Origin of the sequence: Pseudomonas sp. P4795 (genome assembly GCF_048822895.1) — a bacterium.
GTDB lineage: Bacteria > Pseudomonadota > Gammaproteobacteria > Pseudomonadales > Pseudomonadaceae > Aquipseudomonas.
The window spans coordinates 431,789-445,640 of record NZ_JBMFBT010000006.1 but is presented as its reverse complement, the minus strand read 5'-3'; the positions used below and the strand labels follow the sequence as shown (position 1 = coordinate 445,640).

Genomic DNA, 13,852 nt, shown 5'->3' with positions numbered 1-13,852 from the left:
GGAGATAACCTGCTGTAAATTCGAGAAAAAGGAGCGCGCAGCGGCGAGTCCCTGCCGATCGCGCGCAGCTTGGAAAAACTAAAACATCAGGACTTGCGGGGCTGACATGGGAAGCGGGGACAAGCCTTGGCAGCAATTGCCACAATCCCCCTGTAGGAGCTGCCGCAGGCTGCGATCTTTTGATCTTGTTTTTTAAGATCCAGATCAAAAGATCGCAGCCTTCGGCAGCTCCTACAGTGAGGCCGTACATCGCTCAGAGTCGGCGTTTGCGGTTGAGTGTCGGGATGGTGGTTTGCGGGATTTCGACCCGCTTCGCCTGCGCCGTGGTCTGCGCGGCCAGTGCCGCGAGCGTCGGCTGGCTGAACAGCGTGCGTGCATCGACGTGCAACCCGGCCTGACGCATGCGTGCCACCAGGCTCACCGCCAGCAATGAATGCCCGCCCAGTTCGAAGAAGTTGTCGTGACGACCGACCTGCTCGATGCCGAGCACCACGGCCCAGATCTGCGCCAGCGCGGTTTCGACCGCACCTTCAGGCGCCGCATAAGCCCGGCTGAGCAGCGCTTCCGGCCCCGGAGCCGGCAAGGCCTTGCGATCAACCTTGTCGTTAGGCGTCAACGGCAACGCGTCGAGTCTGACGAATGCGCCCGGCACCATGTATTCCGGCAAGCGCTCGATCACATGGGCGCGCAACGCTGCGATGTCCGGCGCCGGGAGTCCGTCGCGCACGGTGAAATACGCCACCAGGCGCTCGTCGCGCACCAACACCACTGCTTCGCGCACGGCCGGATGAGCGATCAACCGCGCTTCGATTTCGCCCGGCTCCAGACGCAAGCCGCGCAACTTGAGCTGGAAGTCGTTGCGTCCGAGGAACTCCAGATTGCCGTCAGGGCGATAGCGCACCAGATCGCCAGTGCGATACAGCCGATCTCCAGCCACGAACGGACTGTCGATAAAGCGTTCGGCCTGCATCTGTGGCAACCCGCGATAACCGCGCGCCACGCCGACCCCGCCGATGTGCAACTGGCCACTGACGCCCAGCGGAACTGGCTGATCATGCGCATCCAGCACGTACAGCCGGGTGTTGCTCAACGCCTTGCCAATCGGTATCAGCGTATCCGGCAGCGGATCGTGCGGTTCCAGCGTCCAGCCAGTGCTGTCGACGGTGGTTTCAGTCGGGCCGTAAACGTTGTGCAAGCGTACCCAAGGCAACCGCTGCCTTACTTGGCGCGCCAGCGCGGCAGTCAGTTCGCCGCCACCGTTCAGCACGTCGGTCAGACTGGTGCACTGGCTGACGTCCTCCTGTTCGATGAACTGCTGCAACAGCGCCGGGACAAACTTGACCACCGTGATTTGCTGCTCGCGAATCACCTGCGTGACATACGCCGAATCACGGTTGCCGTCAGGGCGCGCCAGCACCAGGCGCAGGCCGGAACACAGCGGCCAGAAAATCTCCCACACCGAGCTGTCGAAACTGAACGGCGCTTTCTGTAGCAGCGCACCATGTTCGGTGGGCGGGCTGAGCTGCGAGCCCCAGTGCAGCATATTGCAGGCGCTGCGGTGCTCGATCATCACGCCCTTCGGCGTCCCGGTGGAGCCGGAGGTGTAAATCATGTAGGCCAGATTCGCCGCGCTCAGGCCCGGCACATGCAGATTGCCCGGCGATTTTTGCTGCCATGCGCATTGATCGAAATCGATCAGCGGCAGGCCAGGCTCACCCAGCAGTTCGCGGGTGGTGGCCTGCACCAGCACCGCCACCGGCGCGCTGTCCTTGAGCATGTAATGCAGGCGCTCCAGCGGGTACTCCGGATCCAGCGGCACATACGCGCCACCCGCCTTGAGAATCGCCAGCAGACCGACCACCAGATCGAGACTGCGCTCGACACAGATCGCCACCCGCGAATCCGGCTGCACGCCGTGTTCGCGCAGGTGATGGGCGAGTCGGTTGGCCTGCTCGTTGAGTTCGCGGTAAGTCAGCGTCTGCTCATCCGCCTGCACCGCGATGGCATGCGGTTTGCGCTGCACTTGTTGTTCGAACAGGGTTTGCAGCGGCTGATCAAGCGGGCAATCGACGTCGGTGCTGTTGATCTCGATCAACAGTTGCTCAAGCTCCGCCGCCGGCAGGATCGACAAGCGATTCAAGGGTTGTTGCGGGGAGTGTTCCAACGCGTCGACCAGCGACTGCAACGCGGTTTGCACGTAAGCGCAAATCCGTTGTGCACCGATGCTGTTGAGCGTGCGGGTGGTCAATCGCATGCCGCTGCCCAGATCATCCACGCTCAGGGTCACCGGGTAATTGGTGCGCTCTTCGTTGGCCAGGGTTTCGATGCCTTCCCAGGCGTGGCGTGCGGATTGCTCGGCGTCGGTGTGCCGGTAATTGAGCAACGCACTGAACAACGGCGACGGCGAGGCCACGCCACTGCAACGCTGGGCCAGCGCCAGTGACGCATGTTCATGCCCGAGCAGCGCGGTCAGCCGCGCATGGGTCGCCTGCACTGCCGCGCGCACGCCTTGATCGACATCGACGCGTAACGGCAAGGTATTGATGAACACCCCGAGCGCACGATCCGCGCCCTCGCCGCCCTGCATCCGGCCCATCAGCACCGTGCCGAACACCACGTGTTGCTGCCCGGAGGTCGCTGCCAATACTTGCGCCCACGCCAGATGAATCAGGCTCGCCACACTGACACCCGACTGCCGCGCTTGCAGGCGCAAACGTCGATCAATCTCGGCGGGTAATGTTTGCACCGCTTCGTCGATGCCACGACCGTCACCCTGCACATCCTGCAAGCCGAACGGTAGCGTCGGCTCGTCAATATCGCCGAGCATCTCGCGGAAAAACGCCTCGTGTTCGGCCTCGCTCACACCCAGCCGAGTCTGCGCCACATAGTTGCGATACGGCACCGCCGCCGGCAGCGGAGCGGTATGGCCCATCAGGCTCAGGCGCATTTCTTCGCGCATCGCTTCGAGTGCGATGTGATCCATCGCCAAATGATGAAACAGCAAGATCGCGACAATGCGCCCCCGAGCCGGATCGCGTGCATAAAACAGTCGAATCAGCGGCGCCTGGCTGATATCGAGGCGATAGCTGCGCGCATCGAAACGCTGATGCAGTTGCTCCAGCACATCGCCCTCGGCCGGATCGAGCACGATCTCTTGCACCGGCAACTGCGCTTCGCGCCAAACCACTTGCAGCGGTGTACTCAACCCCTCCCAGACAACCGCAGTGCGCAAGATATCGTGGCGCGCCATGACCTCACACAGCGCCGCCGCATAGGCTTCCACCCGCGCGAGATTGTCGAAGGCCAGATGCGATTGCAGCAGATACGGATCGCCCTGCTCGGCGGTGATGTGGTGATAAAGAATGCCTTCCTGCAACGGCGCCAGCGGATAGATGTCCTGCACATTGGTCGCGCCACCCGGCACCGTGGTTAGAACAGTGTCGATGGTTGCCTGATCCAGTTGCACCAGCGTCAGCATGTCCGGGGTGATACGCGTGCAACCGAGCGGGATGCGATTGGCCGGCACTTCGACTTCGCGACCGCTACCCACCGCAGCGGCCAATGCCGCGAGTGTTGGCTGACCGAACAGCACGCGCACGTCGCTGCTCATACCATTCTGGCGCATGCTTTCGATCAGATTCACCGCGAGCAACGAATGCCCGCCCAGTTCGAAGAAATGGTCGTGGCGCCCTACTCGCTCGACTTGCAGCACTTCGCCCCAGAGTTGCGCCAGGAGAATTTCCACGTCGCCCTGCGGTGCTTCGTACACCCTGCGGATCAGCGCGTCTGGCCCCGGAACAGGCAAAGCCTGGCGATCGAGTTTGCCGTTGGCGGTCAGCGGCAGCGCCGGGATGCGCACGTAGGCTGACGGCAGCAATGCGCTGGGCAACCGGTTTTTCAGATGTTCGTGCAACAGGGTGATGTCCAGCGGTTGATGCTCGGTGAACCACGCCTGCAACTGCCCGTCGCGCACCAGCACCACGGCTTCGCGGACTGATTCATGACTGGCCAGCGCGGCTTCGATTTCACCGAGTTCGACGCGCACGCCACGGATTTTCACCTGATCGTCATTGCGCCCTAGGTATTCAAGATTGCCGTCAGGCCGCCAGCGCACCAGATCGCCGCTGCGATACATGCGCGCGTTCGGCTGGGTGCTGAACGGATCGTCGAGGAAGCGTTCGGCCGTCAACTCCGGTCGATTGAGATAACCACGGGCAACCCCGGCACCACCGACATACAGCTCACCGGCAACGCCAATCGGCAGCGCTTGCTGCTGCTCATCCAGCACGTAAAGCGTGGCATTGCTCACCGGCTTGCCGATGTGCAACGGCGTGCCGGGTTCGATCCGGCCTGAGCTGGCAACCACCGTGGCCTCGGTCGGGCCGTAGTTGTTGATCACCTCGAAGGTCTGCGCGCGATTGAACTGGCGCAAACGATCGCCGCCGATCAGCAGTGCGCGCAAGGTCGGGTGTTCGATATGCCGACTGAAGGCGTACTCGGCAATCGGCGTCGGCAGGAAACTCACGTCCAGCGGTTGCGCGCGCCACCATTCCAGCAGCGCATCAATGTCTTCGCTGCCGTCATTGGCCGGTGCCAGATGCAGGGTCGCCCCGGCACACAGCGCCGGCCAGACTTCCCAGGCCATGGCGTCGAAACCGAATCCGGCGAGGCTTGAGGTGTGGCTGTCAGCGTCAAGGTCGAAGGCTTCGCGGTGCCAATCCACCAGGTTCGACAGGGTGCGATGCTCGACCATCACGCCTTTCGGTTGGCCAGTGGAGCCGGAGGTGTAGATCACGTAGGCCAGATGTTCGCTGGTCAGATTCGCCACCTGCGGATTGACCGGGTTGACCGGCCACAGACGCCGATCAAGATCGATGATCGGCACTTGGTACTCCGGCAAGCGTTCGCGCAGATCGCTTTGGGTCAGCAGCGCAACCGGCGCGCTGTCGCCGAGCAGATAGCTCAAGCGCTCGGCCGGATGCGCGGGATCAATCGGCACATACGTCGCGCCAGCCTTGAGAATCGCCAACAACCCGACCAGCGTGTCCAGCCCTCGGCGGGCGACAATCGCGACTCGATCATCCGGCCGCACACCCAGCCCGATCAACAGGTGCGCGAGTGAGTTGGCCTCAGCATTCAGTTCGGCATAAGTCAGCTGTTGCCCCTGATAAACCGCCGCCACGGCATCCGGCTGTTCGGCTGCGCGTGCGGCAAAGCGTTGATGAATGGTCAGACCCTGCGGGTAGTCGGCGCGGGTGTCGTTCCACTGCTGCAACTGGGCAGATTCTGCCGGGGTGATCAGGCTGAACTCGTCAACCGTCAGATCAAGGTTTTCCAGGCCCTGCTGCAGTATCAGCAGCAGACATTCCGCCAGCGCCGCAACCTCGGCGGCGTCGAAATACGCCGAGCCATATAGCAGATGCAGCCACGCCTGATCGTCGAATCGATTGCTGCGCAGATGAATCGCCAGCGGCGTGGCTTCATGCCGATTGGAAACCTTGACCACGTGTCCCTGTGCTTCTGCATAGCGAAACTCGTGGTCATCCTGTTCGTAAGACACAGACACTTCGAACAACTGCGCACGCCCCTCAGCCAGCAGGCCCAACGCACGGTTCATCTCGCTCAGGGGGAAGCGCTGATGACGGAAATCCTGCTTCAGTTCGGCGCCGATGGCCTTGATCAGGTCGGCAAACGACAGCGCGCGACCGAAGTGCATCGACACCGCGCTGACCTGAGTGAAAAGCCCAAGTGTGGCTTTGAAGCGCGCACCGGAGCGATTCAGGATCGGCAGTCCGACAACCCACTCATCGCGTTGCGCGGTGCGGCTGAAATACACGTGCAGCGCGGCGAGCAACACATGAAATGCCGAGCCACCAAGTGTGCGTGCGACGTCTTTCATGCGCTCATGCAGCGCTGCCGGGAAGGCCACGACGTGGGCTGGCGTTGGCGGTGCGATCTGCTCCCGGTAGCGCGCGGTCAGCAGCGGTTCGGGCATGCTGCGGTACTTTTCCAGCCAGTACGTCTTTGCGTTCAAGTAACGCGGGGAGTCGTGATATTGGCCATCTTCGTCGATAAATCCGGCAAACGACGGAGCCGACAACAGCGGCTGCTGTCCTGCACTCAACGCGCTGTAAATCTCGCCGGCGGATTTGAACAGCAGCCCAAAACCCCAGCCATCAATAATCAAATGATGTGCCTGCGCGGTGAACCAGTAACACCGCTGGTCGAGGCGGATCAGCCCAAAGCGGAACAACGGCTGGCCATCCAGCGCAAAGGACTCTTGCATCTGTCCTTCTACCAGCGCCTGAGCGGCTGAGTGCGGATCCGGATGCGCAGAAAAATCTACCAAAGCCAGCGGCGCCGGCAGCGATGCGACGAAGGTTTGCAGCGGCAATCCATCCGCGCCGGCGCCCGGTAGCAAAACTGTGCGCAACGCATCGTTGGCCGCGACCAGGCACTCCACGGTCGCTTGCATCAACACCGGATCGATTACGCCATTTAGCTCTACATAGCCGCCGATGTTGTACAGCGGCGAATCGCCCTGACTCAGTTGATCCAGCCAGATATCGCGTTGCGCAGTGGTCAGCGGGAAGGTCTCGCAAGTGGCGGACAGAGCGTCCACTGCGTCGGCAGCAAAATGGTTCATAAGATCCGTCTCATGGCGTTATGCCTGATATTCAAGCATCGGCCCCGAAACCGGCATGACACCTGAAACCCGGACAGCCCTGAGCGGCCAGCGCGCCCTATGGCCCCGTGCAGAGCGCTGACACTTGGCGATACGTCTAAAAGTTCGGAAAGGAAAGGCTGAAAAAGCTGTAGGAAAATCGCCACACCCCGGACCCGCCGGTTACCGCGCCACTGTGCTCGTGCCGCAGATTATCGGGCGCAGCCGTGACCATTCGGTCATGACGAACGCGCCGTGGGGACTTTTTGCGTAGAAAGCGTCGCAGCAGTTTTTCGGAAATGGTGGCATTTTGTGTCCCTGTTTTCCCCTACAGACGTAGGACAAATGTATAGGCTTAAATCCCGCTGCAGATCGCTTTCAAGGAGAAACGGTTTTTGGCAGGGCGTGCACGGCAGACGATTCAGCGATGGCTCTCATTCAAGGATGACAAGGATATGAATCTGACCGGCAGTATTCGCAACACGGAAAACCCGCATTTTTACTGGCAACTGGGTGAGTTGATTGCCAGCACCGGTGGCGATCATTTCGCCAACAACATGTTGCAGTTGGTCGACACCCTGGTGCCGGTCAACCGCGTCGATCTCAGTGAGTGGACGCTGGATGAACGCCAGGCCAGCGTGGTCGAGGTCAAGCCCCTTGGCAGTGCCGGATTGCCTGATACCTTTCCTGCGCCTGATCCCTTGCAGCGCCCTGACGATCATCCGTTGCTGCAGAAGATGATCGAGATGAATGACTCGCTGTTGATCCAGTTGAAAGCCTCGTTGCGACAGCAATCCCCGCACCACAGCGTGCATCAGTGCAATCTGGTGTCGCGCACCTCGAATCGCCGCTGCGTCATCGCGTTTTACCGTCCGCACACCCATCGGGTCTTCTCGCTGCCGGAGCTGTCGTTTCTCAAGAGCCTGTCCGACACCCTGTTGCCACTGATCGAGCGCCACGCGCAACTCAGCCGTCAGACCAGTGCCAGGCAGCCACGCCTGCCAACTGCAGATCAGGAACAGACACCGTTGCAACACGTCTTCGATGAGCGCCTGGCCATGGCCGAAATCAGCTTGTCGGCGCGAGAGAAAGAGGTGTGTCTGGGCCTGCTGACCGGCGGCACCGTGCCGCAAATGGCGGAAAAGCTGCGGGTCAAAAACAGCTCCATCGAGACCTATCTGAAACGCGCGGCGGCCAAGCTCGGCGTCAGTGGTCGCCACGGTCTGGCGAAATGGATGGCCGGGGCCTGATGCGGTTTTGGTGGTGGTTTTCTTGTGTGCTTGGGGCTGTTTGATGTTCAGGTTGCCAATTTCCCTGCTGTCCGTGGCGTTGCTGCTGGGCGGCTGTTCGTTGATTCCCGATTACCAGCGCCCGGCGTCGCCGAGTGCTACGCAATATCCGCAAGGCCCGGCCTACCCTGCCGCATCGCAGGTTTCCAGCGCTGATCAGGATTGGCGCAGATTATTCAACGACCCGGCGTTGCAGCAGTTGATTGAAAGCGCGCTGGTGAATAACCGCGATCTGCGGGTGGCGGCGCTCAACGTCGAGGCGTTTCAGGCGCAGTACCGGATTCAGCGCGCCGATCTGTTCCCGGCTGTTTCGGCAAATGGCGATGGCTTGCGCCGCCGTCTCCCAGTGGCCAACAGCAAAGCCGTGCTCACCTCCACCTATGGGGTCAACCTGGGTGTCAGCGCTTACGAACTGGATTTTTTCGGCCGGGTGCGCAGCCTCAGCCAGCAAGCGCTGCTGACCTGGTTGTCGACCGAAGAAGCGCGGCGCAGTGCGCAATTGAGTCTGGTGGCCAACGTCGCCAACGCCTACCTGACCTGGCGCGCCGATCAGGAACTGCTCGCTCTGACCCGCGAGACGCTAACCGCCGATGAGCAAAGCCTGCGCCTGACCACGCGTAATCGCGAAGCGGGAAAGTCGTCGGCACTGGAGCAGATTCAAGCGCAGACCAGCGTCGACAGCACCCGCGCCAGCCTCGCGCGCTATCAGCGTCAGGTCGCGCAGGATTTGAATAGCCTGACGCTGTTGGTCGGTGCACCGGTGCCCGATACTCTGCCGGCCCGTCCGTTGTCGAGCGATCTGGTTGCGCAACTGCCGGCCGGGCTGCCGTCGGATCTGCTGCAACGCCGACCGGACATTCTTCAGGCCGAATACAAACTGCGCGCGGCCAACGCCAACATCGGCGCGGCGCGGGCGGCGTTTTTCCCGAGTGTCAGCCTGACCGCGAATGCCGGCACCTCCAGCAGTGATCTGTCCGGACTGTTCAAGGGCGGCTCGGGCGCGTGGCTGTTTCAGCCGCAGATCAACCTGCCGATCTTCAACGCCGGCAGCCTGCGCGCGAGTCTGGATTACTCGAAATTGCAGAAAGACATCGGCGTAGCGCAATACGAGAAATCGATCCAGACCGCGTTTCAGGAAGTGGCCGACGGACTGGCAGCGCGCCAGACTTATCAGCAGCAACTGCAAGCCCAGCGCGATCTGGTGCAGGCCACGCAGGATTACTACAACATGGCGCAACACCGCTATCAGAGCGGCGTCGACAGCAGTCTGGTGTTCCTCGATGCCCAGCGTTCGTTGTTCAGCTCGCAGCAAGGCTTGATCACTGACCGCCTGGCGCAACTGGTTGCCGAGGTAAACCTGTACACCGCGCTGGGCGGGGGCTGGAGCACGTTTGAACCGATCAACCAGTAAGCGCAGGTCACTTTTTCTTACACCTTTTGTCGCCGGATCCTACGTTGACGGACGATCGAAAACCGACCGACCGGTTCAGTTTGCTATCATGCGCCGCTTTTACGGTTAACCGCCCGCCTGTCCCAGCGACCTGCGGGCTACAAAAGGCGGTATGAAATGACGGCTTTGTTGACTCGCCGCAAGGTGCTTGCGGGAATGGGCGTGCTCGGTCTGGGCCTGCTCGCCGGCTGCGACACCCGTGGCCAACTGTCGTACAAATACGGCAAGGATCTGAGCGACAAGATCATGGGGCGCACCTTCAAGCTCAAAGACACCGAAGGCAACACCGTGTCGCTGTCGAGCTTTCGCGGCCTGATGCCGATGATCTTCTTCGGCTTCACCCAATGCCCGGCCATCTGCCCGACCACGCTGGCCCGCGCGGCAAAAATCAAGAAGCTGATGGGCAAGGACGGCGACATTCTGCAAGTGGTATTCATCTCCCTCGACCCGGAACGCGACACGCCAGAAATTCTCGACGCCTACGTCAAAGCCTTCGACCCAAGCTTCGTCGCGCTGTACGGCACCCTTGAAGAAACCAAAGCCACGGCCAAGGAATTCGATGTGTTCTTCGAAAAAGTCCCGGCCGGCGACACCTACACCATCTCCCACACCGCCACCAGTTACGTCTACGACACCCGTGGCGGACTGCGTGTGGGCCTGTCCCAATCGCTGACTGCACAAGAGTGCACCGAAGATTTGCTTACCGTCATGGAGGTCTGCTGATGAACCCTGCTTTCACCAATATCAAACGTGCCGTACTGGGCTTGTCCCTGCTCGGCCTGGCATTTAGCGCCGCTGCGCAAACCCGCGTCGACAACGCCTGGGTGCGTGCGACCGTGCCAAACCAGTCGGCCAGCGGCGCGTTCATGACCGTCACCGCCGACAGCGACAGCAAACTGCTCAGCGTGGCCTCGCCTGCGGCCAAAGACGTGCAGATCCACGAAATGAGCATGAAGAACGACGTCATGAGCATGGGCCCGGTGAAGTCGGTGGAGCTGCCAGCGGGCAAAACCGTCAACTTCGATCCGAACGGCTACCACGTGATGCTGATGGGCCTGACCGGTCAGTTGAAAGAAGGCGAGACAGTGCCGCTGACCCTGACGGTAGAGAACGCCAAAGGCGAGAAGGAAACGGTCAAGGTTGAGGCGCAGGTCAAGGCGCTGACCATGGAAGCGCACGATCACAGCAAGATGCATTGATCGCGCGTTCCAAGCAGTAACAACGGGGCGGCATGGTTTTGATCATGTCGCCCCGTTTTGCTTATAGCGCGGGAGTGCTCGACACAACGCTTTGCGTAAAAGTGATCCGATGGAAAGCACGCTTTACACCGCTGAAATATTCGACGAGTATGTAAAGGGTCTTTTACATAGGAAGTAAAAAATGAAACGCTATTATCAGGAAATGGCTGCATCGCTGGCGCTTTACTCAATCGTATTGATGGCCTCGCTTCTCGCCTTGCAGCACCTGACGCAGGCAAGCATCTATTTGCGTACAGCTATCACACTGACGCCGGTCATTCCTGCCGCGCTGATGTGTTGGAGCATTGTGCGCCAGATGCGCCGCATGGATGAAATGCATCTGCGCATCCAGTTTGAAGCTTTGGGGTTCGCCTTCGCCGCCTCCGCACTGTTGACCTTCAGCTACGGTTTTCTGGAAAACGTCGGCGCCCCGCACATCCCTTGGTTGTGGGTATGGCCGGTGATGGGTGTGATGTGGATGATCGGCCTGCAAATCGCCCGACGCCGCTACCAATGAAAAACCGTCTCAAGGAACTGCGCGCCGAACGCAAATGGTCGCAGGTCGATCTGGCCGAACGCCTCAACGTCTCGCGGCAGACCATCAATGCGATTGAAAACCAGCGCTACGACCCGAGCCTGCCGCTGGCGTTTCAGATCGCCCGTGCGTTCGAGATGCCGATCGAGGCTATCTTTGCGGATGGCGAGGGTTGCGCAGATTGATAAACGGAATCAGCGCTCGTGCCCCGATAAATAGCCTGAAACAATAAATCCCGCGCTTCGGGATCGGTCGCTGTGAGCGCTGACAGGAACGCCGTGCAAGGTCTCACGCGATGCGCAGTGGCCGCGCGGTGCTCCGCGGCCAGATCAATTTGGCGTTTAAAAACACGATCAGCGCTCCTACCCTTGTTATCATCGCGCCCACTTTTTATGACGACTTGATGACTGGAAGGTCTTTTTTGTGAGCGCTCTTTTTCACCGGTTGCGGCAGCTGGATGCACGCCTTGTCTCCCTGATCACTTTGGTGCTGATCGTGCCCGTGTGCCTGCGCGCGGCACTCGGCTGGTCGACGCCGTTCGGCTATCTGTCTGACCTTGCGATTGGCAGCCTGCTGGTTGTTCTGCTGCATCGCCGTCCGTGGTGGGTGGCACTGCCGGTATTGGTGTTCTGGGGGCTGCTGGTAGTGGCAACTGCGGAACTGGTCAGTGCGGTGGGACGCCTGCCCAACCCGACCGATCTGCATTATCTGATCGACCCGCAGTTCGTGGAAAACTCCACCGGTGGCGGTTTTGCCCATCCTGCACTGGCCGTGGCGTTGCTGTTGGCGCTGATCGCATGGCTGGTGACTCAGTGGACCAGTCGCGCCACACCGGCCCGAGCCCTGCCGCGCTCGCTGTGGGCAGGGCCGTTGCTGCTGTTCACCGCACACTGGGGCGCACAAAACATCTCCCCGAGCGATGCCGACCCGTGGCGTTTGTACAACCTCCCGCACCAACTGCTCGCCACTCAAGTGGCCGATGTGCAGATGCAGGCCGAGGAATGGCTGGACGGCGACGCCGTCGTAGCTACACCGCCGATGGCCGGTCTGACCGATGTCGACCTCAACGGCCAGAGCCTGCTGGCGGGGCGAGGTCAGGCGCGCAACGTTTTGATCATCGCCCTGGAAGGCATTCCCGGCGCCTACATTGGTGCCAACCGCGAAGCCATCGGCAGCCATTATCAGGAAGACCTGATGCCCAATCTCAGCCGCTGGGCCGAGCGTGGCATGAACACCCCGGATTACGTGCTGCACACCCACCAGACGATTCGCGGTCTGTACGCCATGCTTTGCGGCGACTACGACAAACTCGACAATGGCACGCCCAAAGGCGTGGAAATGCTCACCCAGCAACAACGCAATCAGGCTTGCCTGCCCGCGCAATTGCGCCAGCACGGTTTCGCCACTCACTACCTGCAAGGCGCGGGTCTGCGTTTCATGGCCAAGGACAAGATCATGCCGCACATCGGTTTCGATGCGACCCACGGTCTGGAATGGTTCACCAACGCCAATTATCTGGACTTCCCGTGGGGCAAGGATGACAAGGCGTTTTTCGAAGGCGCGTTGAAGTACGTCGGCCAGTTGAAGAAAACCAGGCAGCCGTGGATGCTCACCCTGCTGACCGTCGGCACCCATCAGCCCTACTCCGCGCCGGATGAGTATCTGCAACGCTACGACACGCCCAAGCAAGCCGCGGTCGGTTATCTGGACGATGCGCTGGAGCAGTTTCTGCAAGGGCTGGAGCGTCAGGGCGTGCTGAAAGACACGCTGGTGGTGATTACCTCGGATGAATCCCACGGCATCGACGGCGTGCGTCTCGCTTCCTCGTGGGGTTTCAACCTGACCCTCGCGCCTGAGCAGGCGCAGTTGCCGCGCTTGAATTCCGGCGTGTATGGCCACGTCGACCTCAGCGCGTCGATCCTTGATTACTTTGATTTCCCGGTGCCGTCCGCCCTCAGCGGTCGCTCGCTGTTTCGTGACTACGATACCGGGCGCGAAATCATGTCGTTCACCAACGGCAAACTGCGCTACCACGATGGCAACGGCATCCTCACCGAGTGCGACATGCCGCGCCGCTGCCGTTCTTACGCCAGCAGCGGATTTATCGCCGAGAGTGCCAAGTTCAAAGGTAACGCCAGCAGTCACAGCGCCCGGCAAATCGCCGCCCGTGCCAACGCCCTGGATCTGTCGCTGCTGCGCACCTCGCTCAACCATCGTTATCAGTTCGGCAGCGACAACGTCATCCCGCTGCAAGCGCAGATCAAGGATGACTGGGCCGATAACCTGATCGGCGCGCAATATCTGGAAATGCCCAAAGGCTCGCACACCCGCGTGCGCCTGACCGTGCGCTCGGTCGATCCGCAGCAGGCGGCGTATATTCAGCTCAAGGCCAAGGAATTCGAGCAGGACGTGCAACTCGGATTGCCAACAGAAATGGTCGCCACGGCCGATCAACCGCTGCAAATGGACTTCAGCTTCGACAACCCCCTGCCGCGCAAGGCGTTCTCTTTCCACTTGCTGGGTTATGGATTGGGCGCAGTCGAGGTGACCGATTTCAGCGTGATCACCGAGTTGCCGGGGCAGGAAGATATGCTCGATGACGTACCGGCGGATGATGCCGCGCAATCGAGTTGACTCCGATTGGGTAAAAGACTATGCCTATCAGGCACCAATAGT

8 protein-coding genes are annotated in these 13,852 nt (G+C 60.8%); 7 read left to right on the top strand and 1 reads right to left on the bottom strand.

What is annotated here, in order from left to right; genetic code table 11:
• Window positions 1-253: 253 nt before the first annotated feature.
• Entirely contained in the window at window positions 254-6,646 is a 6,393-nt protein-coding gene (locus ACOI8A_RS20065; protein ID WP_420651414.1) for an amino acid adenylation domain-containing protein, read from the bottom strand.
• A gap of 473 nt (window positions 6,647-7,119) precedes the next feature.
• On the opposite strand from ACOI8A_RS20065, the gene ACOI8A_RS20060 reads away from it, so the two are divergent.
• From ACOI8A_RS20060 to ACOI8A_RS20030, 7 genes are all read left to right on the top strand, one after another.
• Entirely contained in the window at window positions 7,120-7,914 is a 795-nt protein-coding gene (locus ACOI8A_RS20060; RefSeq protein ID WP_420648852.1) for a helix-turn-helix transcriptional regulator, read from the top strand.
• A 43-nt stretch (window positions 7,915-7,957) separates the two neighbouring features.
• Complete coding sequence (locus tag ACOI8A_RS20055; protein ID WP_420648853.1) at window positions 7,958-9,364, top strand: efflux transporter outer membrane subunit; 1,407 nt, start codon at window positions 7,958-7,960, stop codon at window positions 9,362-9,364.
• A 156-nt stretch (window positions 9,365-9,520) separates the two neighbouring features.
• Window positions 9,521-10,126, top strand: a complete 606-nt coding sequence (locus tag ACOI8A_RS20050) for an SCO family protein (protein WP_420648854.1) — start codon at window positions 9,521-9,523, stop codon at window positions 10,124-10,126.
• Window positions 10,126-10,602, top strand: a complete 477-nt coding sequence (locus tag ACOI8A_RS20045; RefSeq protein WP_420648855.1) for a copper chaperone PCu(A)C — start codon at window positions 10,126-10,128, stop codon at window positions 10,600-10,602. The genes ACOI8A_RS20050 and ACOI8A_RS20045 overlap by 1 nt, the downstream gene beginning before the upstream one ends.
• Before the next feature lie 181 nt (window positions 10,603-10,783).
• Window positions 10,784-11,158, top strand: coding sequence for a hypothetical protein (locus ACOI8A_RS20040; protein ID WP_420648856.1), 375 nt, complete (start codon window positions 10,784-10,786; stop codon window positions 11,156-11,158).
• The gene (locus ACOI8A_RS20035; RefSeq protein WP_420648857.1) at window positions 11,155-11,361 is read left to right on the top strand and encodes a helix-turn-helix transcriptional regulator; all 207 of its coding nucleotides are present in this window, start codon (window positions 11,155-11,157) and stop codon (window positions 11,359-11,361) included. Before ACOI8A_RS20040 ends, ACOI8A_RS20035 begins: the two co-directional genes overlap by 4 nt.
• A gap of 238 nt (window positions 11,362-11,599) precedes the next feature.
• Complete coding sequence (locus ACOI8A_RS20030; RefSeq protein ID WP_420648858.1) at window positions 11,600-13,810, top strand: LTA synthase family protein; 2,211 nt, start codon at window positions 11,600-11,602, stop codon at window positions 13,808-13,810.
• The last annotated feature ends 42 nt before the right edge of the window (window positions 13,811-13,852 follow it).